The 26,588-nt window shown below is 72.0% G+C and carries 28 protein-coding genes and 4 pseudogenes; 17 read left to right on the top strand and 15 right to left on the bottom strand.

From position 1 onward, the window contains the following. The first annotated feature begins 81 nt into the window (after positions 1-81). Positions 82-1,266: pseudogene (locus tag D3273_RS14700) on the top strand (IS91 family transposase). 753 nt (positions 1,267-2,019) lie between these two features. Here D3273_RS14700 and D3273_RS14695 read toward each other — a convergent pair. The 5 genes and pseudogenes from D3273_RS14695 to D3273_RS29160 all read right to left on the bottom strand — a co-directional run. After that, positions 2,020-2,373, bottom strand: a complete 354-nt coding sequence (locus tag D3273_RS14695; RefSeq protein WP_165359501.1) for a DedA family protein — start codon at positions 2,371-2,373, stop codon at positions 2,020-2,022. Between the two features lie 104 nt (positions 2,374-2,477). Further along, on the bottom strand, positions 2,478-2,684 hold the full coding sequence (locus tag D3273_RS14690; RefSeq protein WP_129227639.1) for a hypothetical protein: 207 nt from the start codon (positions 2,682-2,684) through the stop codon (positions 2,478-2,480). A gap of 30 nt (positions 2,685-2,714) precedes the next feature. Beyond that, on the bottom strand, positions 2,715-3,467 hold the full coding sequence (locus D3273_RS14685; protein WP_129227638.1) for a COG4280 domain-containing protein: 753 nt from the start codon (positions 3,465-3,467) through the stop codon (positions 2,715-2,717). Between the two features lie 148 nt (positions 3,468-3,615). Beyond that, positions 3,616-4,323, bottom strand: coding sequence for an MgtC/SapB family protein (locus tag D3273_RS14680; protein WP_129227637.1), 708 nt, complete (start codon positions 4,321-4,323; stop codon positions 3,616-3,618). 103 nt (positions 4,324-4,426) lie between these two features. Beyond that, positions 4,427-4,963: pseudogene (locus D3273_RS29160) on the bottom strand (efflux RND transporter permease subunit); the annotation flags it as partial. A 288-nt stretch (positions 4,964-5,251) separates the two neighbouring features. Here D3273_RS29160 and mbfA point away from each other — a divergent pair. Next, entirely contained in the window at positions 5,252-6,208 is a 957-nt protein-coding gene (gene mbfA, locus D3273_RS14670) for an iron exporter MbfA (protein ID WP_129227635.1), read from the top strand. 9 nt (positions 6,209-6,217) lie between these two features. Here the strand turns inward: mbfA and D3273_RS14665 are convergent, their stop codons facing one another. From D3273_RS14665 to D3273_RS14660, 3 genes are all read right to left on the bottom strand, one after another. Beyond that, a complete protein-coding gene (locus D3273_RS14665; protein ID WP_245501168.1) occupies positions 6,218-7,453 on the bottom strand; it encodes a sensor histidine kinase in 1,236 nt (411 codons plus the stop codon). Between the two features lie 42 nt (positions 7,454-7,495). Then, positions 7,496-7,621, bottom strand: coding sequence for a hypothetical protein (locus tag D3273_RS29650; RefSeq protein WP_281011292.1), 126 nt, complete (start codon positions 7,619-7,621; stop codon positions 7,496-7,498). Between the two features lie 66 nt (positions 7,622-7,687). Further along, positions 7,688-8,365: a response regulator transcription factor gene (locus D3273_RS14660; protein ID WP_129227634.1), complete on the bottom strand. Its 678-nt coding sequence runs from the start codon at positions 8,363-8,365 to the stop codon at positions 7,688-7,690. Positions 8,366-8,710: 345 nt separating this feature from the next. Here D3273_RS14660 and D3273_RS14655 point away from each other — a divergent pair. From D3273_RS14655 to D3273_RS14640, 4 genes and pseudogenes are all read left to right on the top strand, one after another. After that, positions 8,711-9,253, top strand: a pseudogene (locus D3273_RS14655) (cytochrome b). Between the two features lie 26 nt (positions 9,254-9,279). Next, positions 9,280-10,494, top strand: coding sequence for a chromate efflux transporter (gene chrA, locus D3273_RS14650; RefSeq protein ID WP_129227633.1), 1,215 nt, complete (start codon positions 9,280-9,282; stop codon positions 10,492-10,494). Between the two features lie 97 nt (positions 10,495-10,591). Further along, entirely contained in the window at positions 10,592-12,406 is a 1,815-nt protein-coding gene (locus tag D3273_RS14645; protein WP_129227632.1) for a copper resistance system multicopper oxidase, read from the top strand. A gap of 2 nt (positions 12,407-12,408) precedes the next feature. Further along, the gene (locus D3273_RS14640; protein WP_129227631.1) at positions 12,409-13,203 is read left to right on the top strand and encodes a copper resistance protein B; all 795 of its coding nucleotides are present in this window, start codon (positions 12,409-12,411) and stop codon (positions 13,201-13,203) included. Between the two features lie 280 nt (positions 13,204-13,483). Here D3273_RS14640 and D3273_RS14635 read toward each other — a convergent pair whose 3' ends face one another. From D3273_RS14635 to D3273_RS14615, 6 genes and pseudogenes are all read right to left on the bottom strand, one after another. Beyond that, entirely contained in the window at positions 13,484-13,789 is a 306-nt protein-coding gene (locus tag D3273_RS14635; RefSeq protein ID WP_129227630.1) for a hypothetical protein, read from the bottom strand. Continuing rightward, positions 13,789-14,523 carry a DUF4396 domain-containing protein gene (locus D3273_RS14630; RefSeq protein ID WP_129227629.1) on the bottom strand — a complete coding sequence of 245 codons (735 nt, stop codon included), beginning with the start codon at positions 14,521-14,523 and terminating at the stop codon, positions 13,789-13,791. Before D3273_RS14630 ends, D3273_RS14635 begins: the two co-directional genes overlap by 1 nt. Before the next feature lie 44 nt (positions 14,524-14,567). Beyond that, the gene (locus D3273_RS14625) at positions 14,568-15,071 is read right to left on the bottom strand and encodes a DUF1007 family protein (RefSeq protein WP_281011293.1); all 504 of its coding nucleotides are present in this window, start codon (positions 15,069-15,071) and stop codon (positions 14,568-14,570) included. Continuing rightward, positions 14,987-15,217: pseudogene (locus tag D3273_RS29645) on the bottom strand (DUF1007 family protein); the annotation flags it as partial. The pseudogene D3273_RS29645 and the gene D3273_RS14625, both read right to left, overlap by 85 nt. Next, positions 15,214-15,441, bottom strand: coding sequence for a hypothetical protein (locus tag D3273_RS14620; RefSeq protein WP_129227628.1), 228 nt, complete (start codon positions 15,439-15,441; stop codon positions 15,214-15,216). The pseudogene D3273_RS29645 and the gene D3273_RS14620, both read right to left, overlap by 4 nt. Before the next feature lie 398 nt (positions 15,442-15,839). Then, entirely contained in the window at positions 15,840-16,055 is a 216-nt protein-coding gene (locus D3273_RS14615) for a heavy-metal-associated domain-containing protein (protein ID WP_129227627.1), read from the bottom strand. A 176-nt stretch (positions 16,056-16,231) separates the two neighbouring features. Between D3273_RS14615 and D3273_RS14610 the strand changes: the two genes are divergently transcribed. The 11 genes from D3273_RS14610 to D3273_RS14560 all read left to right on the top strand — a co-directional run bounded on the left by D3273_RS14610 (position 16,232) and on the right by D3273_RS14560 (position 26,209). Beyond that, positions 16,232-18,574, top strand: a complete 2,343-nt coding sequence (locus D3273_RS14610; RefSeq protein WP_281011291.1) for a heavy metal translocating P-type ATPase — start codon at positions 16,232-16,234, stop codon at positions 18,572-18,574. Then, positions 18,571-19,023: a Cu(I)-responsive transcriptional regulator gene (cueR, locus tag D3273_RS14605; protein WP_129227625.1), complete on the top strand. Its 453-nt coding sequence runs from the start codon at positions 18,571-18,573 to the stop codon at positions 19,021-19,023. The genes D3273_RS14610 and cueR overlap by 4 nt, the downstream gene beginning before the upstream one ends. 106 nt (positions 19,024-19,129) lie before the next feature. Then, on the top strand, positions 19,130-19,531 hold the full coding sequence (locus tag D3273_RS14600) for a hypothetical protein (RefSeq protein ID WP_129227624.1): 402 nt from the start codon (positions 19,130-19,132) through the stop codon (positions 19,529-19,531). A gap of 294 nt (positions 19,532-19,825) precedes the next feature. Further along, on the top strand, positions 19,826-20,077 hold the full coding sequence (locus tag D3273_RS14595) for a hypothetical protein (RefSeq protein WP_129227623.1): 252 nt from the start codon (positions 19,826-19,828) through the stop codon (positions 20,075-20,077). Continuing rightward, entirely contained in the window at positions 20,074-21,549 is a 1,476-nt protein-coding gene (locus tag D3273_RS14590) for a TolC family protein (RefSeq protein WP_129227622.1), read from the top strand. Before D3273_RS14595 ends, D3273_RS14590 begins: the two co-directional genes overlap by 4 nt. Positions 21,550-21,587: 38 nt before the next feature. Next, positions 21,588-23,000 carry a multicopper oxidase family protein gene (locus tag D3273_RS14585; protein ID WP_129227621.1) on the top strand — a complete coding sequence of 471 codons (1,413 nt, stop codon included), beginning with the start codon at positions 21,588-21,590 and terminating at the stop codon, positions 22,998-23,000. Positions 23,001-23,312: 312 nt separating this feature from the next. Further along, positions 23,313-23,777 carry a cupredoxin domain-containing protein gene (locus tag D3273_RS14580; protein WP_129227620.1) on the top strand — a complete coding sequence of 155 codons (465 nt, stop codon included), beginning with the start codon at positions 23,313-23,315 and terminating at the stop codon, positions 23,775-23,777. Between the two features lie 33 nt (positions 23,778-23,810). Further along, positions 23,811-24,101, top strand: a complete 291-nt coding sequence (locus tag D3273_RS14575; RefSeq protein WP_129227619.1) for a copper-binding protein — start codon at positions 23,811-23,813, stop codon at positions 24,099-24,101. Between the two features lie 77 nt (positions 24,102-24,178). Next, positions 24,179-24,913, top strand: coding sequence for a copper-binding protein (locus D3273_RS14570; RefSeq protein ID WP_129227618.1), 735 nt, complete (start codon positions 24,179-24,181; stop codon positions 24,911-24,913). Between the two features lie 50 nt (positions 24,914-24,963). Beyond that, a complete protein-coding gene (locus D3273_RS14565; protein ID WP_129227617.1) occupies positions 24,964-25,395 on the top strand; it encodes a hypothetical protein in 432 nt (143 codons plus the stop codon). A 112-nt stretch (positions 25,396-25,507) separates the two neighbouring features. Then, on the top strand, positions 25,508-26,209 hold the full coding sequence (locus D3273_RS14560; RefSeq protein ID WP_129227616.1) for a Crp/Fnr family transcriptional regulator: 702 nt from the start codon (positions 25,508-25,510) through the stop codon (positions 26,207-26,209). Between the two features lie 149 nt (positions 26,210-26,358). Here the strand turns inward: D3273_RS14560 and D3273_RS28270 are convergent, their stop codons facing one another. Then, on the bottom strand, positions 26,359-26,571 hold the full coding sequence (locus tag D3273_RS28270) for a hypothetical protein (RefSeq protein ID WP_165359500.1): 213 nt from the start codon (positions 26,569-26,571) through the stop codon (positions 26,359-26,361). Positions 26,572-26,588 lie beyond the last annotated feature (17 nt).

Below are 26,588 nucleotides of genomic sequence, written 5' to 3'. Positions count from 1 at the left end.
CCCGCACCATCCGGGCGGTGACGAGCCCGCTCGAGCGCCTCAAGCTGTTGATGGAGGGCGCCGACACCGGGGCCTGATCCGGTGTCGCGTCCCGCGCTGGAGATCGCCGACATCCTCCGCCGGCACGGTGCGGCCTGGCGCGCCGCTCATGCCGGCCACGTCAGCCTCGGCCAGCTCAAGGTGATGTCGGCCATCGAGACGTGCCGCACCGCGGCGCTCGGCGGCCACGTCGAAGCCTGCGAGGGGTGCCGACACACCCGCGTCGCCTACAACTCCTGCCGCAATCGGCACTGCCCCAAGTGCCAGGGCGCGGCCGCGCGCGAGTGGTTGGCGGCGCGCGAGGCGGATCTGCTGCCCGTGGGCTACTTCCATGTGGTGTTCACGGTGCCGGCCGAGATCGCCGACATCGCCTTCACCAACAAGGCCGCGGTCTACGACCTGCTGTTTCGGGCAGCGTCGGAGACGATGCTGACGATCGCAGCCGACCCACGCCACCTCGGCGCCCGCATCGGCATCACGGCCGTGCTCCACACCTGGGGCTCGGCGCTGACCCACCACCCGCACGTCCATATGATCGTGCCCGGCGGCGGCATCTCGCTCGACGGCACGCGCTGGGTGTCCTCGCGGCCCGCCTTCCTGCTGCCGGTGCACGTACTCGGCAAGCTGTTCCGCCGGCTGTTCCTCACCGGCCTGCTCGCGCTTCACGCCGCGGGACGGCTCCGCCTCTTCGGCGACAGGGCCGGGCTGAGCGACCCGCAGGCCTTCGAACGCCACCTGGCGCCCATGAAAGCCAAGAAGTAGGTCGTCTACGCCAAGCCGCCCTTCGGTGGACCGGAGGCCGTGCTGGCCTACCTGTCGCGCTACACGCACCGTGTCGCCATCTCGAACCGGCGCCTGATCGGGATGGACGAGGACGGCGTCACGTTCCGCTACAAGGACTACCGCCGTGACGGCGACGCCCGCCACCGCACCATGACGCTGTCGACCGACGAGTTCATCCGCCGCTTCCTCGTGCATGTCCTGCCCAGGGGCTTCCACCGCATCCGCCACTACGGCCTGCTCGCCACGGGTCGGTGCAAGGCCAACATCGCCCGCGCCCGCGAACTGCTCGCCGTCCCCGTACCGCCCGAGGCCACCAAGCCGGCCTCTTCGGCCGAGCGCCGCCCCCCGTGTCCCTGCTGCGGCGGGCGCATGCTGGTGATCGAGAGCTTCGAGGGCAACGTCCGCGCCCGGGCGCCACCCTCGCATCGATGGAGAGCCGGATGAGGGCGTCGTGACCCGGCACGGCATGTCCCCGCACAGGGTCGAAGCGACGCCGCTTCGGCCATCGGACACGCTCGCCTCCACGGTGTCCGGCACCGTCCGCCCTAAGCCCGGGACCGCACCACAGGCCCCTCAGAGTCCGCGGCCATCCTCGATCGTAGCGCCTGTGGACCGCCGCGACGCCTCGCCCGACCACGGGTTCGCCAGCCTGGGCTGGCTGCGGCGCCTCCGCGCGCTCGCCCGTCCCGCCAAATCCCCATAGCGCGAGGCGACCCTCGCGCGTTCGTCCTTGGGCGGCTTACGGACGGCGGCCCTCAGCCTGGACGCTCGGCCAGTGCCGGCCGCCGTCCGTAACCCTTCACCACGTCGGGCACAGCGCCGATCAATACATGAACTCCGAAGCGGACACTCGCGTCACTGGCGCCACCCAGCAAGCGGTGAGCGACTGCCCTGAAACTCGTACCGCGGAGCGTCCTATGCTCATCCCGAGCGCATGTCGCTGTTCATGAGCGGCAATCCTCGCTCGAGACTCGGAATATTTAGGAGTGACGGGGTTGTCGGCATCCAGTTTCGGGCTCCGTGGATCGAGGAACAGCGATCCGCTTCCGCCTGAAGCCGGTGTTCATGCCGCTGGACGATCAGGAATGCTGCGACCATCGTGCCAGCCGCGACGACGGCCAGCGCGAGGCCGATCGGCCTCAGGATCCGGTGAGCCTGCCCTCCGAGCATCTAAACGCCCAGCCGATACACAGTGGCTCATAGAACTCTCGATGCGACGTTGAGTGTCAGGAAACCTCCCCATCCCATGTCGCTCATGCCGGCCAATAAACCCGCGAGCGCGCGCAGCATCGTCACGAACCGTCCGAAGAGCACCACTTTACCGCCAAGGCGGACGAAGAGGTAGCGACCGAGCCGAAGCCCTCGCTCTGTGATGCGCAGGCGGGCTCCATACCGCACGGTGAGCCGAGTTCCGACGGCGCGGCCGATCCAGAAGCCCAGGTTGTCGCCTATGGTCGCCGCAGCGATGACGCCCCGGAGGTCCAGGCGGTGCGACGCACCCGCGTAGGCCGCGACAGCGATCCAGAGTGCCTTCTCCGGGTAACGGCACACCCATGCTTTCGAGGGCGATCGCGAGGCCGACGGTGCCCTAGCCGAATCGATCGAGCAACCACCAGACCTCGGGCAGCATCAAGGCCATCATGCGTTCGCTCCTGTCACCGCCGAGCCCGCACCATCGCACTCACGGCCAGGGTGCCGGCGAGTCCGCCGAAGAGCAGCGCTCCGGACCAGGGCCCGAGCGCGGAGACGCGCGGGAGCACGAGCCACGCCAGCCCCAGCCAGATCAGGATGGCGAGCGCATAGCTGCCGTCATCGACGAAGAGGCCGAACACTTCGCGCACGGCTGTTCGCAGCCAAGACATGGATGTACTCCTCACCAGGGGACAGCAGGCTCACGCCGCATCGGCGGCACGGGCCGCGGGACGGCAGACTGGCACGAGGGCGAGCGCCACGGCGAGGAATCCGAGGCAGAGCCAGACGATGGACAGGTCCGCGCCCGGCCAATCGAGGCCGATGCCCTCGCCGATCCAGAAGGTGCCGAAACCAGACAGGAGCACGCCCACCCCGAATTTGAGGGCGTTCTCCGGCACGGTCGACAGGGGCCCGTGTACCGCGATGCCGACCGCGACCACGAGCACGAGCGCGGCCAGCGCCCCCGCCGCAGCCGGCAGTAGCAGTTGGGGTCCGCCAGCGCCCATGGCCACGACGATGAAGACGACTTCGAGCCCCTCCAGCATCGTGATCTCGAAGGCGGTCCCGACCGCGACCGCGTCCCAGGCGGTCCCACCCGGCGCCGTCCCTCGCAGAGCTGCGCTCGTCTTCGCGAATGCGGCTGCCTCGTCGTGCAGCGGGATGACGCCGGCTGAGCGGAGGACGGCCTTGCGTAGCCAACGCATCCCGAACAGCACCAGCAGGGTACCGACGGCGAGCTGCAGGGGACCGATTGGCAGCCGTGTCAGCAACGGCCCTAGCACGATCACCACCGCTGCGAGGCAGGCGAGCGCCACCGACGTTCCGGCGATCGCGCCGCGCCAACCCCGGACGACGCCGACCGCGAGGACGACCGTCAGCGCCTCGACGAACTCGACCGTCGAGGCCAGGAACGCCGCCAGCGTGGTCGGCCAGGCATGGATCAATGCGGACATGGTCGCCTCGTTCGCTGTACGTACGTCGTGAACATTACCTCCAAGAAAATATGTCGTTTTTACTACACCATTGGCCGGTGACGCGCCGTAGCGGATCCGTGTCGGCGTGCCCATGCGCCATGGAGGGATCGCGCCACCGGTGCAGACCTCAACTGCTGGCCTCCTCGACCTGGACGTCGGCCGAGACGACGCCGTCGAGGGCTGTCACGCCGCGCAGCAGCCCCGTCGGCGGCTCGGCTTGGGCCGGCCCCTCCCAGCCCAGCTTGTAAGCCGAGGTCAGCCGGGCGGTGTCGGCGTCGAAACCCTGCCTCAGCAGCAACGCCGTGCAGCGCGTCCCGCCGAGGACGTCGGCCCAGCCCGCGGGCAGGTCCCGGCCCGCCGTGACGACCGTCAGCGTCCCGTCGTGGTGTTGGGTGAGGCGGGCCTCGACGAACTTCAGCCCGTAGAGCGAGCCGAAGCACAGCGCGGTCGCGGCGAGGCCGAGCGCATATTCGCCGGCGCCGAACACGATGCCGATCACCGTCACGGCCCACAGCGTGGCCGCCGTGGTGAGCCCCTGCACGAGCTTACCCCGCTTGAGGATGGCGCCGGCGCCGAGGAAGCCCACGCCGGTGAGGATGCCGAGCGGCAGGCGCATCACGTCCATGGTGGAGAAGTCGCCCGCCACCTTGCCATGTGTCGACAGCAGCACGCCCGACAGCGCCGTGGCGAGCGATGCCGCCAGGGCCACCAGCATGGTGGTCCGCAGGCCGGCGGCATGGCCGTTGGCGCCACGCTCGCGGCCGATCAGGGCCGCCGCGGCGAGTGCCAGGAGGGGGCGGAGCAGCAGGTCGGGGAGGGAGGGGTTGATCGTCATGGAACCGTCATGTGAGAGGCGTGAAGCGGGTGGCTCGAGCGGGGTCGAGGACGGGCACACCGCGGCCGGGCGCGGGGCACCTCGGGAGTTCAGCGGGGCGCGATCACTCGGCCGCGACCTCCACCGGCGGACGGGCCGGCGCGCCGCGGCGGGGGCGCATTAGCCGGTCCGCGAGCGGGTAGAGGGTCGGCAACACGAGGAGGGTCAGCGCCGTCGCCACCGCGAGGTCGCCGATCACCACGGTGGCGAGCGGGCGCTGCACCTCGGCCCCGGCGCCCGTCGACACGGCCATCGGCAGGAAGCCCAGGGCCGCGACCAGGGCCGTCGTGAGCACGGGCCTGAGCCGCCGCTCCGCGGCCCGCCGAGCCGCCTCCGCGGCGGTGCAGCCCCTCGCGCGCTCGGTCTTGAGCGTCGAGGCCAGCACGACCCCGTTGAGGATGGCGATGCCGAAGGTGGCGATGAAGCCGATCGCCGCCGAGATCGAGAAGGGCAGGCCGCGCACAGCCAGCGCCATGATGCCGCCCGAGGCCGACACCGGGACGAGCAGGAAGACCAGGCCGGCGAGGCGCAGGTCGTCGAACATGGAGAGCAGCAGGAGGAAGATGGCCGCCAGCGCGACGGACGATGGAAAGGACGCTCGATGTTCGCCAACGCTCGACCTCCCCGATCTGGAACTGTTCCAGATCACACATGGGACCGATACGGGGAGCGTCAGCGCGGACCACCGTAAATTCGGGTTCACGAACTGCCTCCGCATTGAGCAGACGCGGACCGGACCCATCGCGGGAGCGCCGACAAGCATCGAAGATCGTTGCTGAAATGTGCCGCCTACGCCCGAGGGGCGACTCGCGCACGTCGGCTTGACGCAGGCCGTCGACACTCCGTAAACCAATCTTAGAAATGGAATCATTCTAAAAAAGGTGGGCCGATGAAGCGGTTAGACGATCTGACCGAGGCGGAGGTGCTCGCGCTCGCCATCTCCAACGAGGAGGAGGACGGGCGCATCTACGCCGACTTCGCCCACGCGATGCGCGCCGACTACCCCGACACCGCCCGCATGTTCGACGACATGGCGGCGGAGGAGAGCGCGCACCGCCGCCAGCTCATCGACGCCTTCGCGCGCCGGTTCGGTGACCACGTGCCGCTGGTGCGGCGCGGCGACGTGAAGGGCAACATCGCCCGCAGGCCCGTGTGGCAGACGCGGGCGCTCGGGGCCGGAGCGATGCGGCGGCAGGCCGCCGAGATGGAGCGCGACGCCGAGCGGTTCTACCGGCAGGCCGCGGGACGCTCGACCGACGCCGCGACCCGCCGGCTGCTGGGCGACCTCGCCGACGCCGAGGCCGACCACCAGCGCAGCGCCGGCGCCGCCGAGGAGAAGCGCCTGCCCGGCGACGCGCGCGGCCGCGAGGACGAGGAGGCCAAGCGCCGCTTCGTGCTGCAGGTGATCCAGCCCGGCCTCGTAGGCCTGATGGACGGCTCGGTGTCGACCCTGGCGCCGGTCTTCGCCGCCGCCTTCGCGACGCACGACCCCTGGAAGGCCTTCCTGGTGGGGCTCGCGGCCTCGCTCGGCGCCGGCATCTCGATGGGGTTCGCCGAGGCGCTGGCCGACGACGGCAAGCTGTCGGGCCGCGGCACGCCGCTGCTGCGCGGCCTCGTCTGCGGGCTGATGACCATCGCGGGCGGCATCGGCCACACGCTGCCCTACCTCATCCCCGACTTCTGGACCGCCACCGCGGTGGCGGGGGTCGTGGTGGTGATCGAACTCGCCATCATCGCCTGGATCCAGTGGCGCTACATGGATACGCCGCCGGTGTCGGCGGCCGCGAAGGTGATGCTCGGCGGCGGGCTGGTGCTGGCCACCGGCATCCTGATCGGCAACAGCTGACGGGGCGCCTCAGGGCACCGCGCCGGCCGGGCAGCGCAGCTCGACGCGGCAGCCCGGCCCGGCGTCGCCGAGCGTGAGGCGGAAGCCGTGGAGCCGGGCCACGGCCACGACCAGCGCGAGGCCGAGGCCGCTCCCTTCCGACGAGCGGCTGGCCTCGCCGCGATAGAAGCGCTTCAGCACCAGCCCGCGCTCCGCCGGGGCGATGCCGGGGCCGCTGTCCTCGACCAGGATCACCGCCTCGCCGCGCTCGGCCACGAGGCCGATGCTGCAGGCGCGGCCCAGGGCCGAGAACTTGACCGCGTTGTCGACGAGGTTGGACACGGCCTCGAACAGCAGCGCGCGGTCCGCCGCGAGATCGGCCTCCCCTTCGATGCGGAGCGCGAGTTCGACGCCCTTCTCCTCCGCGAGGGGCTCGTAGAGTTCGGCCACCTCGCGCAGGAGCGGCGCCAGCGCAACGCGGGCGAAACCGGCGCGCCGCCGGCCGTGCTCGACCTCGCCGATGCGCAGCACGGCGGTGATGACCGCGAAACTCGCGTCGAGCCAGGCGAGCGCTTCGTCGATGGCCCGCCGCCCACCGGCCGCGTCGCGCACGGCGTCCCGCGCGCGCTCCAGGCCGAGCCGCGCCCGCGTCAGCGGCGTGCGCAGGTCGTGGGCGACGCTGCTGCCGACGTCGCGCACCTCGCCCAGCAGCCGCTCGAGGTCGTCGAGCATGAGGTTGATGCCCCGCGCCAGCCGGTCGAACTCGTCGCCCGTGCCCCGCACCGGCAGGCGTTCCCCGAGCTGGCCGCCGGCCACGCGCGCGACCACGCGGTCCACGGCCGCGACGCGGTCGAGCGCGCGACGGCCGAGGAACGCGCCGACGCCGAGCCCGACGGCCAGCATCGGCCCGAGCCCGAGCAGGAGGGCCCGTAGGATCACGGCCCGGGTGTGGTCGAGCTCGTCGAGGTCGCGTCCCAGCACCAGGATGCGCCCGTCGTCCAGGCGGAAGGCGGCAGCCCGCAGCGTTTCCGGCCGGCCGTCGCCGCCGGGGTCGTGGGTCAGCACGTCCGCTGGCGTGAAGCGCGGGCGCCCGTCAACCGGCAGGCCGCGCGGGAGCCCCACCATGTTACCGCCGACGCGCCGGCCCGCAGCGTCGAGCAGCGCCGCGAAGCGCACGTCGTGGAGGTCCTCGGCGAGCCACAGGTCGAGGCGGCGCGACACGGCGGCGGCGGGGCCGTCAATCAGGAAGCGCGCCTCGTGCCGCACCGCGTGGTCGAGCTCGGCTCGCTCGTAGTCCGCGGTCTGCCATTACACGAAGGCGAAGAGCAGCAGCGACAGAAGCGCGAAGCTGCCCGCGATGGCCAGCGCCCACCGGAACGCGGCGGTGCGGACGAGGCTGAAGCCGTTGCCTCTCGCCTTGGCTCGTAGCTCCATCTTCAGCCTGTCTTTTCTTCGAGCGTCTTCACGCGATCGGGTGAGTCCACCCGACCGCGATCCGCTTTAGCGAGGTGCATGGAGGATGAAGCCGACGCCGCGGACGTTCTCGATGATCGGCGCCTCGCCGGGGCCGTCGAGCTTGCGGCGGAGGCGGCCGACGTGGACGTCGACGAGGTTCGATTTCGGCACGAAGCCGTAGCGCCACACGTCCTCGAACAGCATGGCCCGGGTGATCACCTGCCCGTGGCGACGGGCGAGGTATTCGAGCAGCTTGAACTCGCGCGGCAGCAGGTCGAGCGGCCGCTGGCCGCGCCGCGCGGTGCCGCCGCCAAGGTTCAGCTCCAGCGACCCGAGCCGCAGCCAGGTCTGCGGCAGCTCGGCGGGACGCCGCAGCAGGGCTTCCACGCGGGCCGCGAGTTCGACCAGCGAGAAGGGTTTGACGAGATAGTCGTCGCCCCCCGCCCGGAGGCCGTCGACGCGGTCGTCGACGCTGTCGAGGGCGCTGAGCACGAGGGCGGGCACGCGATCCCCCTCGCAGCGCAGCGCGTGGAGGATCGACAGGCCGCCGCGGCCCGGCAGCATGCGGTCGACGACCAGCACGTCCCATCGCTCCGCCCGCGCGCGGTCGAGCCCGAGGGGGCCCGTCGCGGCCCGCTCGGCCGCGAACCCCCGCTCGCGCAGGTCGCCGAGGATCGCGTCCGCGGCCACGTCGTCGTCTTCGATGAGCAGCAACTTGGCCATGGTGCGCCGCGTCGGGAGGGGAGCGGACATAGTTATACGAGCCACCGCTCTCGGCAAGCCTGCCTCAAAGATAGCCAAAGCATGAATTCGAATTTAATGGCGGTGCGGGGCCGACAGCACTGATCTAGGTTGTGCGCGATTTCGACGTCGGACGGCTCCTCACAGAGCACGCCGATGGGGCTAGGACGGACGAGGCGCGTCGAGATCGTGTACGGAACTTCGCATATACCGCCGGCTCGGAATCGAACACTGTGACTCCACGAACCGCGCAGGCGGGGCCTCCGCGCACCGCCTCCCATCCCGGCACGAACCGCGCGACCCCTTCCCGATGCTGAGGCAGAGCCCATGACCACCATCACGGCGACCCGCTACGACAGCACCACGATCGTGCTCCATTGGGCGACGGCGCTGCTGGTGGCCGCGCTCTGGATCCTCGGCCAGACGTCGGACTGGTTCCCGGACGGCGGCCTCGCCAACCGGGGCCTGTGGTCTACCCATGTCGTGCTCGGCTTCGCCCTCGCGGGCGCCCTGGCGTGGCGCCTCGCGTGGCGTTCCACCGCGGGCCGCGGCCTGCCGGCGGAGGACAGCGGGGCGCTGCACGTCCTCGCCAAGGCGACCCACATCGGCCTCTAACTCCTGCTGCTGACCGCCGTGACGCTGGGCCTCGTCAACGCCTTCGTGCGCGGCTACGGCATCTACGGCCTGTTCCATCTGCCGCAGATCGGGGACCGCGCGTGGCGCCACGCCGTCACGGACTGGCACGGGCTGGCCGCCAATGTCCTTCTCGGGCTGGCCGGCTTCCACGCCGCAGCGGCCCTCGTGCACCACTACGCGTGGCGCGACGGGCTCCTGCGTCGCATGCTGCCGAAGCGGGAGGGTGCGATCTAACGTCCCCGGAGACCAGGACAGGGCGGATGGCGGACGAGGACGGGCGACGGGGCGGGCCTACCTTCGGGTCGGCCGTCGAGGTGCTGGCAGTGTTCCTCAGGCTCGGCCTGACGAGCTTCGGCGGACCCGTCGCCCATCTCGGGTTTATCCACGACGAGTGCGTGGACCGCCGTCGCTGGCTGGACGAGGATGCCTACGCGGATGTTGTCGCCCTCTGCCAATTCCTGCCCGGCCCAGCCAGCAGCCAGGTCTGCGTCAGCCTCGGCATCATGCGGGCGGGCCTGCCCGGAGGCGTCGCGGCCTGGCTGGGCTTCACGCTCCCCTCCGCCGTCGCTCTGGTCCTCTTCGCCGAGGGCATCGGGCTGGTGGGAAACGGGCAGGTCGGAGATGTCGCGCACGCCGCTTGGCTGCGCGGCCTGGGCTCGGTCGCGGTCGCGGTCGTGGCCAAGGCCCTGTGGAGCATGGCGCAGCGGCTCTGCCCGGACCGCCGCCGCGGCGCGCTGGCCATCGGCGCCGCCGCGGCGGTGCTGGCCGTGCCGTCTCCACTCGCGCAGGGGGCGGTAATCGCGGCCGGCGCCGCCCTCGGGCGGCCCCTCGTCGGCGTCGCGGACGTGGCACCGCAGACCCGCCTCCACGCGCACATCGGGCGCCCCGCCGCGCTCCTGGCCCTCGCGCTCTTCGCGCTCCTCCTGGTCGCGCTCCCGGCCATGGCTTCGCTCACCGGCAACCACGGCCTCGACCTGGCCTCGCGCTTCTACCGGGCCGGCGCGCTGGTGTTCGGCGGAGGTCACGTCGTCCTGCCGCTGCTGCAGGACGCCGTGGTGCCGCCGGGGTGGATCGGCGAGCAGGGTTTCCTCGCGGGCTACGGCGCCACCCAGGCGGTCCCGGGGCCGCTGTTCGCCTTCGCGGCCTACCTGGGTGCCGCCATGTCGCCGGGGCCGAACGGGTGGGCCGGCGCGCTCCTGTGCCTGACCGCGATCTATCTCCCGTCCTTCCTCCTCCTGGTCGGCGTCTTGCCGTTCTGGGACGGGCTCCGCCGTCGGGGTGGCGTGCGGGCCGCCATGACGGGCGTCAACGCTACCGTGGTCGGGCTCCTGCTGGCCGCCTTCATCGCCCCCGTCCTGAGCCGCGGGATCGACAGCGCGCGCGATGCCGTGGTGGCGCTGGGCGCCTTTGGCCTGTTGTCCTTCCGCAACATCCCGGTCTGGATCGTGGTGATCGCGGGCGCACTGGCCGGATGATCGATATCGGCCGGCTTGACCTTGCCGCATGGCAATGTCGCACGGTGCCGGGCGATAGAGGTCCGGATCAGAGTTTCGGGTCGGTGAGGATCGCACGGTGCATCGAAACGCGAGACGTCCTGGCCCCACGCTCACCCGCCGCCGCTTCGTGGCCGGCCTCGGCGCCGCGGCGGCCGCGAGCCTGCTCGGGCCCCGGGCGGCCCGTGCCGCCTACGCGCTGAAGAGCCCCGGCGAGGCGACCGTGCCTGTGACGACCGCCTACGACCTCGTGGTGGCGCGCGGCACCACCGACGTGAGCGGCGCCGTGACGGCCGCCAACACCATCAACGGCGGCACGCCCGGCCCGACCCTGCGCTGGCGCGAGGGCAGCGTCGTCACGCTGAACGTGCGCAACGAGATGCCGGAGGTGACGGGCCTGCACTGGCACGGCATCATCCTGCCCAACGACATGGACGGCGTGCCGGGCCTGGAGTTCGCCGGCATCGCGCCCGGCGAGAGCTATCAGTACCGCTTCCCAGTGCTGCAGAGCGGCACCTACTGGTACCACAGCCATATGGGCTACCAGGAGCAGAAGGGGCTCTACGGCGCGCTGATCATCGACCCTGCGGGCCGGGACTTCGTGGAGGTCGACCGGGACTACGTCGTGATGCTGTCCGACTGGACCGACGAGGACCCGGAGGACATCCAAAACAAGACCAAGTACCAGTCCGACTACTACAATTTCGGCAAGCGCACGGTGACGTCCTTCTTCGCCGACGTCGAGCGCTCCGGCCTCGCGCCCGTGATGAAGGAGCGTTTCCACGAGAACGGGTCGCGCATGGACCCGTCGGGCCTGGAGGCGCCCTCGGGAGATACCTACACCTACCTGATGAACGGCCTGCCGCCCGACCGCAACTGGACGGCGCTGTTCCGCCCCGGCGAGCGCGTGCGCCTGCGCTTCATCAACGCCTCGGCGGCGACCTACTACGACGTGCGCATCCCCGGCCTCGACATGCGCGTCGTCAACGTCCACGGCAACGACGTCGTGCCGGTGGCGGTCGACCAGTTCCGCATCGGCGTCGCCGAAACCTACGACGTCGTGGTGCGGCCGACGGCTGACCGCGCCTTCACGATCTACGCCGAGGACCTCGGCCGCTCGGGCTTCGCGCGCGGCACGCTGGCGCCGCGCGACGGCATGCAGGCCGAGATCCCGGCCCACGACCCCCGCCCGCTGCGCTCCATGGCCGACATGGGCATGCAGGGCATGATGGGGAAGGACCAGATCGGTGCCTCATACCCGGACGGCTCGCGCATCGGCGGCATCATGGGCGAGCGCTCGGCCGAAGTCACGGGGAAGCGGAATCTCGGCAAGCTCGCCGGCCGCCAACCCGTGGCGAAGCTCCCGGACGGGGTGGCGCTCGACGACACCGGCGTCGAGGTGCAGATGGCACCCAAGACGATTACCGACAGGACGCGCACGCCCGGCGACGGGTTGAACTTCCTGCCCCGGCGCGAGCTGTCGTTCTCGGACCTTCGCTCGGTCCTGCCGGCCGTCGACGACCGGCCGCCGACGCGCACCATCACGCTGAAGCTCACCGGCAACATGCAGCGCATGATCTGGGGGTTCGACGGCAAGAAATACACGGAGGTCGCGCCCATCGACGTCACGGTCGGCGAGCGCTTCCGGCTCGTCATGATCAACGAGACCATGATGACCCATCCCATCCACCTGCACGGCATGTGGATGGAGCTGGAGAACGGCCAGGGCCGCCACCGGCCCTACCTGCACACGCTGAGCGTCCAGCCGTCCGAGCGGCTGTCCGCGCTGGTGACGCCGGTTGCGACCGGCCAATGGCCGCTGCACTGCCACATCCTGTATCACTTCGAGGCCGGCATGTTCCGCACGGTGCGCGTGCTGCCGCGGGAGGCGTGAAGATGCGCCGTCTCGCTCTCCTCCTCGCGCTGGTCCCCGCCGCCGGCCCAGCCCTCGCCCAGGGCCTGCCGAGCCTGCCGGTGTTCCTCAACGGCCCCGCCCACCTCGACACCGGCAACACGCTCGGGGGCGCGGCGCCCTATGGCAACCCTGTCGCCGACGACCGGCGCTACGCCAACGTGTTCTTCGACCAGTTCGAGGGGCGCCTCGCCAACGGGTCCTATTTCCGCTGGGACGGCCAGGGCTGGGTCGGCGACGACTTCAACAAGCTGTGGCTCAAGACCGAGGGGCGATACAACGCCGACGGGCGCGGCCTCGTGTCGGACGGCGACCACGAGCTGCTCTACGACCGGCCGGTGTCGACCTACTTCGACGTGCAGGCCGGCGTGCGCTCCGACATCGACAGCCTGCGCAACCGCACCTGGGCGGCCTTCGGCGTGCAGGGCCTGTCCTGGGGGTTTTGGAACCTGGAGCTGACCGGCTACGCCAGCGACGGCGGCCACTTTGCCTTCCGCTCCAACGCGTCCTACGACCTCTACATCACGCAGCGCCTCGTGCTGCAGCCGCAGATGGAGGCCAACGTCTATTCGAAGGCGGACCGCGGCCGGGAGCTCGGCTCGGGGCTCTCCGACATCGATTCCGGCCTACGGCTGCGCTACGAGTTCACGCGCGAGTTCGCACCCTACGTGGGCGTGGCCTATCAACGCTTCTTCGGCGGCACGGCGGACTACCGCCGCCGCGCCGGCGAGGACGCCGGCGACCTCCGGGCGCTCACCGGGCTGCGGTTCTGGTTCTGACCGGCCCGCGCCCTCAGAGCCTGTTTGAGTGGTATAAGGGGTCTACGTTGCCCGGCGATGTGCCGGATGACAGGAGAGGGGCGACGCCGATACGTCTATATCGGCGAGGCTCTCGACGCATCAAACGGCCATCGCCGGGCAACCCGGAGGGCTGCGCCCTTTTCGGCCCTCAGTTCGTCGACGTGCTCGACCGTGGCATGAGCCACGCTCTTCGCACGTCTCCTGCTGAGCGCACGAAAATGGCTGCAGCGTAGACCCCTTCTACCACTCAAACAGGCTCTCAACGCCGCGCCGCGGACGGGCTGTTGCCGGGCTGGTTGTGGAGCGAGCGGCGGAGCTGGCCGCAACGCGCGGCGAGCAGGGCCGGCGTCTCGCCCTCCTCCAGCGGCGCCGCCCCGCGGGCCGCGGCGTCGCAGCGCGCCAGCATGGCGGGCAGCGTCGGAGCCCCGACGGCCTTGATGCCGTACCCCTTGAGGTCCGGCTCGGCCGCGGGTTCGGCCCGTGCCGCCCCGGCGCACAGCAGGGCCAGCGCGCCCAGTGCGGCGGCACGCCCCATCCCGGCGGTCGGTCTCGCGCGCCTCGGCATCACATGGCCTCCTTCACGCCGGCCCGCACCAGCCACCAGTTGACGGGGTAGCTCGTGGCGAAGCCGCACACCATGGCGATCTGCATCACGAACCAGAACTCCGGCGTGTCGGCCTCCGCGCGGTGGCCGAGCAGCCGGCCGAACAGGTAGAACTGCGCGAAGGCCATGAAGCCGTACATGCCGACCTGCCAGGCCGTCAGCGACAGCGTGTCGGCCTTCAGCGACGCGACCAGTCCCTCGGACGGCGAAAGGTCCCGCATGGGGGTTATCGTGAAATACTGGAACGCGATGCCGAACAGGAAGGCGAGGACGTAGTCGAGCAGCCAGGCCGCGTACATCTTGTCGTCGAAGAGGCTGTGCCAGCCGAACCACACGGCGACGGCCGGGGCGAGGAAGACGAGCCATTCGGCGATGATGTCGCCGAGCACGCAGCCGCTGCCGCAATGCAGCGCGCCCTTGGCGACTTTGACCGGGAAGGGCGTGGCGGATCCGGCGTGCGGCTTCGCCCCGCCGTGCTTCGCGTGCGCCATCGCCTCGTGCGCGTTCATCCGACCATAACGGAAGTAGAGCCACAGCACCGCCGGGCCGGCGAACAGGGCCGTCGCGGGCCACACGGCGCCCATGATGGCCATGTGCGGCGGGTGGCGCCGGAGGTCGACGACCGCCACAGCCGCGCAGACGAAGCCGAGCGCGAGCGAAGCGATGGAAAGGGCATGGAGCCAGGATGGGAACATCGGGCGGGTCCGTGGGCGGGATAGGGGACGGCGGGAGGGCGCGCTCAGGGACAGGCCACGACGGCCTTCTCGGCGAGCTTGGCGCCGAAATCAGCGCCGGGCGAAAGGTTGGAGAAGAACGACTCGTTCAGCGCGCGGGTCTCGTTCGGGTCGAGCGCTTTCGGCTTGTAGACGGAGGACGAGCATCCGTTCGGCGCGCCCCGCAGCGCGACGGGGTCGTGCTCCGCGAGGGTGAAGGCGACGAAATAGGTCGGATCGTAGACCGACAGCGTGAGTGCGCGTGCCGCGCTGGCGGGCGCCTTCAGGGGCAGCGTGAAGTGGAGCGTCACCCGCCGGTCGAGGCTCTCCTCCGACCAGGCGTCGGTGGGCTCGCCGAACTCGCTGGCCTGGCCTTGCCGGCCGCCTTCACGATGGTGAAGTAGGCGAACTCGGCCAGGGAGGTCACGTTGGTCTTCGCGAGGGGCGCCAGTTCCTCGCGCGTGGCGACCTGCCCCGGCGTCCCCAGGCCCTGGGTGATGAAGGCCGAATACATGTCGTCGAAGGTCCAGGCGTGACGCACGCCGGACACCTGCCCGTCGGGCCCGAACAGGACCTCCTCAGAGGCGGTCACGAAGACGTGCGGATGGGCCGACGCGGAACCGGCGAGGCCGAGCCACGCGACGGCCACGGCGAAGAGCCGAACCGCCGACGTCATGGCATGTCCTCCCCGGGACGGGCCGCCTGCTGTCGCCGGCCCGAGGCCGCTCCGAGCCCCATGCGCCCGAGCACGCCGCGGCTCGTTATGGCGTGGCCGGCCACGGCTCCGAGGTGGAGCGCAACGAGCCCGAGCAGAACATAGAAGTGGGCCACGTGGAGGCGGCTCGCCGGCCACCACAGATAGGATGCGGTCGCCCCGGCCAGGCCCTCGGCGATCAGCACGCCGTAGAAGGCGGCGTGGACCGCCGAGGCGACCCGCGCGACCCAGCGCGGGCTTCGGCCCGCCGGGCCGGGCCGGGGCTGGGGCGCCGACGGCGAGGCGGAGCGCCAGGCGGGCGGCGACCAGCGCGGTCACCAAGAGGGCGAGCCTGTTGTGCAGCGCGTGGAGCACGAGGTCGGAGGCCGACGGCCTTTGCCCGATGAGGTGGATGGAATGGGTCCGGACGATGGCGCCGCTCGTCGCGTATTGGCCGACCACGAGGGCCGCGACGACCCAGTGCAGCCCGACCTGCAGGGCCGTGTAGGCGGGCGGCCGCGGCCGTCGCCCGCCCGCGGGCCCGGGATCCGCCTCGCATCGCCGCGCGGCAAGCGCGGCCGAGCCCGTCATCGCGCCGCGCCCGTCAGGCCGACGCGCCGACCGGGGCGGCGTCGTAGCCCGCGGCTCGGATCGCCGCGGCGATGCGGTCGGCCGAGCCGGCGTCCTCGGTCGCGACCGCCACCCGTCCGGCCTTGAGGTCGACGTCGACGTGCGCGCCCGCGTCGACCCCGTGCACGGCCTCCGTCACGGCGCGGACGCAGTGTCCGCAGGTCATCTTCTCGACTTTGAAGTTCAGCATGGCAATTCTCCCGTCCCGGCCGTCGGACCGGATGCGACATGAGCCGAGCGGCGCGGTTCGAGCCTGCAAGCTTGCCGCGTGGCAGGGTCAAGCCGAAATTCTCCGCCGCCCGCGCCTTGACCTTCCCACGGTGGCAAGCCCCATCTCCCGTCCTCAACAGCGCATGGGAGGCCAGCATGGCCATCGCAGCCGTCGAGACGCGGCGGAGGGAGGCGGCAGAGCCGATCGGGCCGGTCCCGTCTTTGGGCGACGCCGTCAGCTTCGACATCGAGGGGATGAGCTGCGCGTCCTGCGTGGGCCGGGTCGAGCGCGCCATCCGCGCCCTGCCGGGCGTAGCCGAGGTCGCTGTCAACCTCGCCACCGAGCGGGCGAGCGTGCGTTGGCAGCCCGGCACGGCGCTCGACGCGGCGGAGGTCGAGCGCGCCGCTAGAGCGGCCGGCTACCCGGCCACCCGCGTGCCGGAGGCTGCCGCCGCCTGGCCGGCCGAGGCGGAGCGCCAGCACCACCGCGAAGCGCTGGACCGGCGCGAACGGATCCACGCCGCCCTCGCAGCCGCGTTGTCGGCGCCGCTCGCCCTCGCCATGCTGCCCATGCTGGCGGGCGTCGGCTCGCCGCTGCCGGGCTGGCTGCAGCTCGCCCTCGCCACGCCCGTCCAGTTCTGGCTCGGGGCGCGCTTCTACCGCGCCGGCTGGAGCGCCGCCCGCGCGGGGACGGGCAACATGGACCTGCTCGTGGCGCTGGGCACCTCGGCGGCCTACGGACTCAGCGTCTACCTGCTCGCGACCGCGCAACTCGATCACGCGATGGGCGGCGCGCCGCACCTCTACTTCGAGGCGTCGAGCCTCGTGATCACACTCGTGCTGGTCGGCAAGTGGCTGGAAGGCCGGGCCAAACGCCAGACCGGCGCCGCCATCAAGGCGCTCGGCGCCCTGCTCCCCGACCGGGCCCGCGTGCGGCGGCCGGACGGCACGGTCGCCGAGGTCGCGGTCGGGGCCCTGCGGGTCGGCGACCTCGTCGTGGTGCGCCCCGGCGAGCGGATCGCGGTCGACGGCACGTTGCGCGAGGGCGAGAGCGAGGTCGACGAGTCCATGATCACCGGCGAAAGCCGGCCGGTCGCCAAGGGCGTCGGCGACCGCGTCACCGGCGGCGCGGTCAATGGCGACGGCCTCCTCGCGGTCGAGACCGTCGCGGTCGGGGCCGAGACCACGCTGAGCCGCATCGTGCGGGCCGTCGAGGCCGCGCAGGCCGGCAAGGCGCCGATCCAGCGCCTCGTCGACCGCGTCAGCGCGCTTTTCGTGCCGGCGGTGCTCGGCGTCGCGGCCCTGACCCTCGCGGGCTGGCTGCTGGCCGGGGCCTCGGCCGAGACCGCGATCCTCGACGCCGTGGCGGTGCTGGTCATCGCCTGTCCCTGCGCGCTCGGCCTCGCCACCCCCACGGCCGTGATGGCCGGCACGGGCGCGGCAGCCCGCGCCGGCATCCTGATCAAGGATGCCGAAGCGCTGGAGGTCGCCCACCGGGTCGACACGGTCGCGTTCGACAAGACCGGCACGCTGACGGAGGGACGGCCCGCCCTGGCGGCGGTCGAGCCCGCGGACGGCGGGGATGAGGACGCGCTGCTGCGGCTGGCGGCGGCGCTCCAGTCCGGCAGCGAGCACCCGCTCGCGGGCGCCGTGACACGCGCCGCGGCAGAGCGGGGCCTCGACGTGCCGGCCCTCTCCGGCTTTCGCGCCCTGCCGGGGCGCGGCGTGTCGGGCCGGGTCGAGGGGCGGAGCCTGCGCATGGGCGGCGCGCGTCTGCTCGCGGAGTTCGGGCTCGACGGGGCCGCGGACCCGCGCGCCGCGGCGCTGGCCCGCGAAGGGCGCACGGTGTCGTGGCTGGTCGAGGACGGCGCTTCGGGTGCGCCCACGGGCGCCCGCGTGCTGGGCCTCCTCGCCTTCGGCGACGCGCTCAAGCCCTCGGCGCGCGAGGCCGTGGCGGCGCTGACCCGTATGGGGCTGCGCACCCTCCTGGTGACGGGCGACAACCGCGGCGCCGCCGAGGCGGTGGCACGCGAGGTCGGCATCGGCGAGGTGCGGGCCGAGGTCCTGCCTGCCGAGAAGAGCGAGGCCGTGGCGGCGGCCCGGCGCGGCGGGGCGGTGGTGGCCATGGTGGGCGACGGGGTCAACGACGCGCCGGCGCTGGCCGCGGCCGACGTCGGCATGGCGATGTCGACCGGCACGGACGTGGCCATGCAGTCGGCCGCGGTCACTCTGATGCGCGGCGACCCGCGCCTCGTCGCCGATGCCCTCGACATCTCGCGCCGCACCTACGCCAAGATCCGCCAGGGCCTGTTCTGGGCCTTCGCCTACAATGTCGTGGGCATCCCGCTGGCGGCGTTGGGCCACCTCGACCCGGTGGTGGCGGGCGGCGCCATGGCGCTGTCCTCGATCAGCGTCGTCGGCAACGCACTGCTGCTACGGCGCTGGCGGCCGTCCGCCGCCGCGGTCGCGGCCGCCGCGGGAGCGGGGAGGTCGGCATGAACATCGGCGAGGCTTCGAAGGCGTCCGGCGTGTCTCCGAAGATGATCCGCTACTACGAGGCGGGTGGGTTGATCGGCACTGCGGCGCGCACGGCCTCCGGCTACCGGCAGTACACGGAGGCCGACCTGCGCACGCTGCGCTTCGTGCGGCGCACGCGCGACCTCGGCTTCTCCATGGAGCAGATCGCGCAGCTGCTCGGCCTGTGGCGCAACGAGGGGCGGGCGAGCGCGGACGTGAAGCGCCTGGCGCTCAGCCACGTGGAGGCGCTCGACGCCAAGGCGGCGGCGCTGCTGGAGATGAGCCGCACGCTGCGGCGCTTGGCGGAGGTGTGCCAGGGCGACGCCGCGGCGGCCTGCCCCATCATCGACGAGTTCGCCGACGGCGGGGATGTCCGCCCGTCGCGGCCGCGGGCGCCCGACTTCGCACCGGCGCGGCACCGGGGAAGATGAGCGCCCGCTCAATGACGAAGCATCTGCTTCTCTGACTGCTCTCAGCCGCGATGGATGCTTGACTTTTGTGAGCTGGTGACGGCATCGTTACTATAGAGGATCATTGATGTTTCCGACGTGGATCAAAGCGGCTCTGCTCTGCCTCGCCCTGGTGGCGGGCAGCATTGTCGCGGGCCACGCGGGATCCGGCCTCGACCAGCACGGTGCAGCGTCCGTCCGCCTGTCCGACCGCGCCGCGGACGCGGACGTCGCGGCGACGCACCAGATGCAGCGGCACGCCGCCGACCATCACGGCCACGGCGCGCCCGACCGCGACTGCCCGACGGGGGGCGGCTGTTGCGACGCTTTCTGCCATGCGGTGCTGGCCACCGATCTGCCCATGCAGGGCACCGTCGACGTGAGCTTCGGCGCCTATCTCCGGCGCGACGACGCGGCCGCCGCTTCGCTGCCGGTCCGAGGGCCGGAGCGCCCTCCAAGATCCGCAGTGGCTGGATCCACCGCGGCCTGATCCACCGCGCGGGCGGATCCGCTCGGCGCCGAACTCCCGCCCGCGCGAGTCGCTGAACTGCCGGCCTTCGGACCCCTCGCACGACCCGTTCGCGGCATCGGCGTCCCGATCCAATCGGCTCACCGCGCGAGTTCGGGCCGCCGCGGATCGCGCGGGCCCTTGCTACTGCTCGGGTATCGACCCCCGCGCCTTCCATCAGCACAGCCGTGCGCCCCCCTTGGGCGCATCCCGAGACGATCCGGATCGAACCGCCTCCCCGGCGCCGGGCGGCGATCCGCGCACGGATCCGACGACATGAAACTTTCGATGACGGCGGCCGCTGGCCTGCTGCTCTGCGGTGCCGCGGCCGCCGCTGAACCCTATCCGTCGCTGCTCGCGCCGGCGGACCCCGCCAGGGGTGCCACCCGGCTCCGCTACGCCCCGGTCACGGCCGGCTTCCGGCGCTTCGGCGTGGTCGGGCCCAGGGACTGGGTCGCGCTCAACCGCGAGGTCGGGCCGAAGGCGGCCCTGGGCGCCGCCCCTGCCGCTCAGGAGGGTGTGCGATGAGCGCACGCTCCCGGCTTCGCGCCGCGGCGGCCCCCGTCGCCGGCCTGGCGCTGTCTGCCTGCGCGTCCTTCTCGCCCGATGGGGGCATGGACGCCGTGCAGGCGACAATCTCGACAGGCGTCGGGGCCGGCGTGTCCAAGGTGTCCGACGAGGCCACGGCCGGAACGGCACACCGTGCCGTCGCGGGGCTGCTCCGGGCGCATCTCACACCGGGCTCGGCCGTGCAGGTCGCGCTGCTGTCGAACAGGGGCCTGCAGGCGGCCTTTCACGATCTGGGCGTGTCGGAGGCGGCCTACGTGCAGGCCTCGCTGCCGCCCGTCCCGCGCTTCACCTACGCCCGGCTGACGGGGCCCGGCGAGATCGACGTGACCTACGCCGTGGTGGCCAGCCTGTTCGACCTCGCCACGCTCCCGGCCCGCAAGGGAATCGCGGAGCGCCGCTTCCGGGCCACGCAAGATCGCGCGGCCGAGCAGGCGCTGACGCTCGCCGCGGAGGCGCGCCGGCAATATTACCGCGCCGTCGCGGCCGACCAGTCGGTCGCGTTTCTCGAACAGGCGCTCGCCAGTGCCGAGGCAGCCTCGACCCTCGCGACCCAGCTCGGCGAGAGCGGCGCGCTGAACAAGCTCGAGCAGGCGCGCGAGCACGCCTTCACGGCGGAGATCGGCGCCCAGCTCGCCCGGGCGCGGGTCCAGAAGCGCGTGGAGCGGGAAGCGCTGGTCCGCCGCCTGGGGCTGTGGGGGCCGGAACTCGCGTTCAGGCTCCCATCCGCCCTCCCGTCGCTCCCGCGCCGGCCGCGGGACGGCGGCGCGCTGGAGGCCGAAGCCCTGCGTCGGCGCATCGACCTCCGCGTCGCGAGATCGGACCTCGCGGCTCTCGCGGGCGAGTACGACCTCGGCACCGCCACGCGCCTCGTCAGCGCCTTCGACATCAGTTTCCTCAGCAACCCGGAATCGACCGCCAAGGCCGGCGTCGCCCCGGACGGAACGCCCACGATCGCCCGCGACAACGTCCAGCGCCGCGGTCCGTCGATCGACTTCGCGGTGCCGATCTACGACTTCGGCGAGACGGCGGTGCGCGGCGCGCGGGAAAGCTACCTCGCCGCCGCGCACCGGCTCGCCGAGCGCGCGATCTCGGCCCGGTCCGAGGTGCGGGAAGCCTACGGGCGCTATCGCGGCGAATACGACATCACGCGCCACTACGCGGAAACGGTGCTGCCGCTCAACAAGACCATCCTCGACCAGTCCGTGCTGCAGTTCAGCGGCATGCTGGTCGACGTCAGCCAGCTCATCATCGACGCGCGCACGCGCATCCTGTCGAACATCCAGGCGATCGAGGCGCGGCGGGACTTCTGGATCGCGGCCGCCGACCTCGACGCGTCGGTGATCGGGGGCGGCTTCGGCCCCGGCGCCCCGGAGGCGGCCGCGCCGCTCGCCGACGCCGCGCCCGGCCCGACCGGAGCCGCGGGCGGATGAGGGCCGAACCACACACGACCGACGAGGAGGCTGGGATCATGACAGGACTATCGAGGCGCGGTTTCATCGGCACGGGCGCGGGCGGCATGGCGCTCCTCGGTGCCGCGGCGGTGAGTGGGCGGGCCGCGGCCGCCGCCATCTCGGAAGCGCCGACCGTGACGGACGGCACCATGCGCCCGCCGCTCGCGCCGACCTCCGGCACGGACTACCAGCCCGTGGTCACGCTCAACGGCTGGACGCTGCCCTGGCGCATGCGCGGCGACTGGAAGGAGTTCCACCTCGTGGCCGAGCCGGTCGTGCGCGAGCTCAGCCCGGGCATGAAGGCCAACCTTTGGGGCTACAACGGTCAGTCGCCCGGTCCGACCATTGAGGCCGTCGAGGGCGACAAGGTCCGGATCTTCGTCACCAACAGGCTGCCCGAGGCGACGGCCGTCCACTGGCACGGGCAGACGCTGCCGAACGGCATGGACGGCGTCGTCGGCCTGACCCAGCCCGGCATCCCGCCCGGCAAGACCTTCGTCTACGAGTTCATCCTGCGCCGCTCCGGCACCTTCATGTACCACCCGCACGCGGACGAGATGGTCCAGATGGCGATGGGCATGATGGGCTTCTTCGTGGTCCATCCCCGCGACCCCGCCGAGCGGCGGGTCGACCGCGACTTCGTGTGGCTCCTGAACGCCTTCGACATCGAGGCGGGGTCCTACGTCCCCAAGGTCAACACGATGACCGACTTCAACCTTTGGGGGTTCAACAGCCGCGTTTTCCCCGGCATCGACCCGATCGTCGTGCGGCAGGGGGACCGGGTGCGGCTGCGCGTGGGCAACCTCACCATGACCAACCATCCCATCCACGTGCACGGCGTCGACTTCCGCGTCACGGGCACGGACGGGGGCTGGGTGGACCCGCGGGCGTCCTGGCCGGAGGTGTCGGTGGACATCGCGGTGGGCCAGATGCGCGCGATCGAGTTCGTGGCCGACGTGCCGGGCGACTGGGCGGTGCACTGCCACAAGTCGCACCACACCATGAACGCCATGGGCCACACGGTGAAGACCTACATCGGCGTGGACATGCGCAAGACCGCGAAGGCGATCCAGCGCATCGCCCCCGGCTACATGCCGATGGGCTCGAACGGCATGGGCGCCATGGCCAACATGGAGATGCCGATCCCGGAGAACACGCTACCCATGATGGGCGGCGACGGGCCGTTCGGCTCGGTCGAGATGGGCGGCATGTTCACGGTGATGAAGGTCCGCCCCGGGCTCGCGCCGGGCGACTACGCGGATCCCGGCTGGTACCGCCACCCCGAGGGGACGGTCGCCCACGAATGGACCGGCGACGTGCCGGGCTCAGCTGAGGCCCCGGGCACCCCTGCGGCCGGGGAGAAGCCCGCCGCGTTCCGCGTCGTCGACCCGCGCCGCAGGTCCGCCGCGGCCGGCGGCATGGAGCACTAGCGGGCCGACCTACCAGCTTTGAAGCGGTGCACAGAGTCGCACCGAACGGATGCTGAAGCATCTGTTTGGTCCGGTGCACTAGAGCAGATCGCGATCGGGTGGGATCGCCAGATCGCGTGAAGATGCTCGTCAACACAGGGATCGAGAGCTGTCGCTGCGAGCCAGTGCGAGCAGCCACAGATCCAGGCCGACCACGGCCGATGGAAGTCGAGGGGCCGGAGCCGGACGCCGATGCGGACCGGGACAGCTGCGGCCCGCTCGCGATCGAAGACACGAGGCAGAGGAAGCCAGATGATGAGAAGATTTGCAGCGATGGCCGCGACGTTGGCCCTCGCGGCGTTGCCGGCCGTCACCGTCCTGGCGGGGCCGGGCGCGCCGGGGCACGCTCACGAGTTCGGCGCCGGCGAGCCGGGCGACCCGTCCAAGCCCGCCCGCTTGGTCCCAGTCACGATGCGCGAGACCGACGACGGCAGGATGGTGTTCTTCCCGGCCAAGCTTGACGTGAAGGCGGGCGAGCAGATCCGTTTCAAGATCACCAACGCCGGCCGGGCCGACCACGAGTTCATGCTCGACACCGTCGAGCACAACGCGACGCACAAGATCGCGATGGAGAAGCATCCCGGCATGGAGCACGACGACCCCAACGGCAAGACGGTCCCGGCCGGGCAGTCCGCCGACGTGCTGTGGAAGTTCAGCAAGCCCGGGACCTTTGAGTTCGCCTGCCTCGTGCCGGGTCACTACGAGGCCGGGATGCATTCGACCGTCGTGGTGCGCTGAAACGGCCCTGAAATAACGCTGAAGGAGAGACAGATGAACAGGATCTCGACGACCCTCGTCGCCCTCGCCGCCGTGCTCGGCTTCGCGGGCGCGGCCCTCGCCGCTACCGTGAACGGGGACGTGCAGAAGGTGGACGCCGCCACAGGCAAGGTTACGCTGAAGCACGGCCCGATCCCCGCGCTCGACATGGGAGACATGACGATGGTCTACACCGCCAAGGACCCCGCCATGCTCAAAGGTTTGAAGGCCGGCGACAAGGTCCGCTTCGACCCTGCCGAAGTCGACAGCAAGTACGTCGTGACCAAGATCGAGCGCGCCAAGTAGCGACTGACCTCCACGACCCTGTCCGGGCGGTCCGGCCAAACGGTCGGACCGCTACAGCCCCCTGAAAGGAAGTCGACATGAGACGCGAGGTTTTCGCCGCCGCGCTGCTGGCGTTCGCGGCCCCAGCCCTCTTCGAGCCGAGCCGTTCCGCACTAGCCCAGGCCGCGCGGGGCGCGCCAGCGGCTTTCGCGCGGGTGCGCGACGTGATGGTAGGCCGCTTCCGCGACGAGCCGCTGGTGGGCGACCCCGACCGTGACTTCGCCGCCCTCCTTGCCGCGGTCGACGAGGAGCTGGTGTTCCTGTCGAAGACGCAGCTCGAATACGGCGGCGACCGGCACCTGCGCGAGGTGGCGCAGCGCGTCGGGGACGACGCGCGCAGGAGCATCAACGACCTGCGGGATTGGCAGGTCAGGTCGCGCGAGGCCAGCTACCGGGCCCAGCCCGATCAGCCGCCGCCCGGCTCCGGCCCGCTCGACCGGCAGAGCGCCGCCGACCTGACCCGCCCGGCCGCGGCACCGTCGGCCCCGCCGGCCGTGGCTGCGGGCGTGCCCGCGACCCCGCCGGCCGCGGCCGCGCCGCCGTCGAGCGCGCCCCTGGTCGCCGGCACGGTCAAGAAGGTCGATGCCGCATCCGGCAAGGTGACGCTCGACCACGCTCGAATCCCGAACATCGACATGGACGCCATGACCATGGCCTATCGGCTCCGCGACCCCGCCGCACTGGCGGGGCTCAAGGCCGGCGACAGGGTGCGCTTCTCGGCCGAGGCGGTCGACGGCCAAACCCTGATCACGCGCATCCAGCCGGCCCGCTGAAGGCCGTACCGGAGATGGCCGCCGCCCGCCCCAGACGGGACGCCCGTCGCATGACACGCAGCCGCGTCATCCCCGCCCGGGCGTGGATCCTGGGCCAAGCTCTTCGTGGCTGTGCCCGCCTCGCCGCGCCGGCACTCCGCCGCCTCGCGGCCGTTCTGATCCTGTTCGGCGCGCTGGCGTCCACGGCCTCGGCCGGTGCGGCGATGGGTCGAGCCGCGTGCCATCCGGCTCCCAGCCCGGCCTCGGTCGCGGCTGCTCCGGCGGCGCGAGCCGCGCCGTCGCGTCCCCCGCCTCCGGAGCACGACGACCGCGGCGTCGATGACGAGCTGTGTTCCAGCCCCGGTCCCGCGCTCGCCTCCACCGAGGCCGAGGTGCACCCGGCGGCGCGCGGCGGCACGCCGACCCGCCCGGCTTGGCCAGACGGTCCGCATCCGGCCGAGTCGGCGTACGAGGCACCCGACAGGCCGCCGAGGCTCGCCTGAGCCGGCCCTCGTCATACGCCCTCGTCTCGACCTTCACCGCAGCGCGCTTCTCCGCGCCCGGCCGCCCGGCCGCGGCCGCCCGATGCCGCGTCGCGCGCCGGAAATCCTCGCCATGCTTCCCATCCACAGACCCGAGCCCGGCCCCGGGCCAGCCCGAAGCCGCCCCTCCCTCCTCGCGTTGATCGCGGCCGACCCGCGCGCCGCCGGCGCCCGGCACAGCCCCCTCGCCGTGGGCGATCGACTGACCATCGACGATGGCGCGCAAGCCCCCGTCATGCTTCTGGCGAGCGGGCGGGCGGCGATCGCCATGCCGACGGCGGGGGGCGTCGACGTCTTCCTGACGGACCTCCTCCCGGGCGAGATCGTCGGCGAAGGGGCGGCGCTGGACGCCGGTCCCACGACCTCGATCGTGACGGTCGAAAGCGCGGGTTCGGCCTGGGTGCTGACCCGGGCGCAGTTCAGGAGGCGCGCGATGGATTGCCCGGATTTCGCCTTGGCGGCGATGGACGCAATGTGCCGGAGGCTGGAGCGCATCAGCCTCCGCCTGGCCGAAGCCTCGACGCCGTCGACGCGCGACAGGATCCACGCCGAGCTGCTGCGGCTGGCGGATGCGCCGGGGCGGGATGCGCCGGGCGGGGACGCGCCGGTCGTGAAGTGCATGGTGACGCACCAGGCCTTCGCCGCGCGGGCGGGGACGCAGCGCGAGGCCGTCACCAAGGAGCTGAGCCGGCTCCGCCGGCTCGGCGTGATCGAGCTGAGCGGCCGGACCCTGTCGATCAGGAACCCGGACCGCCTCGGCCCCCGTGGCGCATGACGCCGACGGGCGCGGAAAAGCCGTGCCGGACGGGGGACGCGTCCCCCGTCCGGCGGATCGACGCCCCATCACCAAAGGGGCGACCCGGCCGGGGACACTGCGACCCGCGCGGGTCGGACTCGCGCCGGGGCGGGTCGGGGCGCCCTCGGTCAGCGCGCCGGGACGGCGCGGCCCGCAGGGGCATATTCGGCCCGCGCGTCACCCGCTTCACCGCCGGCATCCCGCGCGCGGCCCTGCTTCATGACATCGCGGTCCTCGTGCCTGTCGTAGTCTTTCCTCCGGATGCCGCTGTCTTCGTGCGGGTCGGCGAGCGCAGGAGCCGCCATACCGACGAACACCAAGAGGGCCAGAACAGCTTTCATCGATCATCTCCACTTGC

The organism is Lichenibacterium minor (assembly GCF_004137685.1).
Taxonomy (GTDB): Bacteria; Pseudomonadota; Alphaproteobacteria; order Rhizobiales; family Beijerinckiaceae; genus Lichenihabitans; species Lichenihabitans minor.
Note: the sequence above shows the minus strand (reverse complement) of the source record. Positions and strands in the feature narration are given on the sequence as shown.

Bases quoted from the DNA above. Each gene is read 5' to 3' on its own strand.
- chrA (WP_129227633.1), top strand. From the start codon at position 9,280: ATGGCGGACGAGGACGGGCGACGGGGCGGGCCTACCTTCGGGTCGGCC.
- D3273_RS29650 (WP_281011292.1), bottom strand. From the start codon at position 7,621: ATGGAGCTACGAGCCAAGGCGAGAGGCAACGGCTTCAGCCTCGTCCGC.
- mbfA (WP_129227635.1), top strand. From the start codon at position 5,252: ATGAAGCGGTTAGACGATCTGACCGAGGCGGAGGTGCTCGCGCTCGCC.
- D3273_RS14585 (WP_129227621.1), top strand. From the start codon at position 21,588: ATGACAGGACTATCGAGGCGCGGTTTCATCGGCACGGGCGCGGGCGGC.
- D3273_RS14635 (WP_129227630.1), bottom strand. From the start codon at position 13,789: ATGCCGAGGCGCGCGAGACCGACCGCCGGGATGGGGCGTGCCGCCGCA.
- D3273_RS14615 (WP_129227627.1), bottom strand. From the start codon at position 16,055: ATGCTGAACTTCAAAGTCGAGAAGATGACCTGCGGACACTGCGTCCGC.
- D3273_RS14610 (WP_281011291.1), top strand. From the start codon at position 16,232: ATGGCCATCGCAGCCGTCGAGACGCGGCGGAGGGAGGCGGCAGAGCCG.
- D3273_RS14560 (WP_129227616.1), top strand. From the start codon at position 25,508: ATGCTTCCCATCCACAGACCCGAGCCCGGCCCCGGGCCAGCCCGAAGC.
- D3273_RS14680 (WP_129227637.1), bottom strand. From the start codon at position 4,323: ATGACGATCAACCCCTCCCTCCCCGACCTGCTGCTCCGCCCCCTCCTG.
- D3273_RS14595 (WP_129227623.1), top strand. From the start codon at position 19,826: ATGAAACTTTCGATGACGGCGGCCGCTGGCCTGCTGCTCTGCGGTGCC.
- D3273_RS14580 (WP_129227620.1), top strand. From the start codon at position 23,313: ATGGCCGCGACGTTGGCCCTCGCGGCGTTGCCGGCCGTCACCGTCCTG.
- D3273_RS28270 (WP_165359500.1), bottom strand. From the start codon at position 26,571: ATGAAAGCTGTTCTGGCCCTCTTGGTGTTCGTCGGTATGGCGGCTCCT.
- D3273_RS14690 (WP_129227639.1), bottom strand. From the start codon at position 2,684: ATGTCTTGGCTGCGAACAGCCGTGCGCGAAGTGTTCGGCCTCTTCGTC.
- D3273_RS14565 (WP_129227617.1), top strand. From the start codon at position 24,964: ATGACACGCAGCCGCGTCATCCCCGCCCGGGCGTGGATCCTGGGCCAA.
- D3273_RS14640 (WP_129227631.1), top strand. From the start codon at position 12,409: ATGCGCCGTCTCGCTCTCCTCCTCGCGCTGGTCCCCGCCGCCGGCCCA.
- D3273_RS14590 (WP_129227622.1), top strand. From the start codon at position 20,074: ATGAGCGCACGCTCCCGGCTTCGCGCCGCGGCGGCCCCCGTCGCCGGC.
- D3273_RS14570 (WP_129227618.1), top strand. From the start codon at position 24,179: ATGAGACGCGAGGTTTTCGCCGCCGCGCTGCTGGCGTTCGCGGCCCCA.
- cueR (WP_129227625.1), top strand. From the start codon at position 18,571: ATGAACATCGGCGAGGCTTCGAAGGCGTCCGGCGTGTCTCCGAAGATG.
- D3273_RS14685 (WP_129227638.1), bottom strand. From the start codon at position 3,467: ATGTCCGCATTGATCCATGCCTGGCCGACCACGCTGGCGGCGTTCCTG.
- D3273_RS14600 (WP_129227624.1), top strand. From the start codon at position 19,130: ATGTTTCCGACGTGGATCAAAGCGGCTCTGCTCTGCCTCGCCCTGGTG.
- D3273_RS14660 (WP_129227634.1), bottom strand. From the start codon at position 8,365: ATGGCCAAGTTGCTGCTCATCGAAGACGACGACGTGGCCGCGGACGCG.
- D3273_RS14630 (WP_129227629.1), bottom strand. From the start codon at position 14,523: ATGTTCCCATCCTGGCTCCATGCCCTTTCCATCGCTTCGCTCGCGCTC.
- D3273_RS14575 (WP_129227619.1), top strand. From the start codon at position 23,811: ATGAACAGGATCTCGACGACCCTCGTCGCCCTCGCCGCCGTGCTCGGC.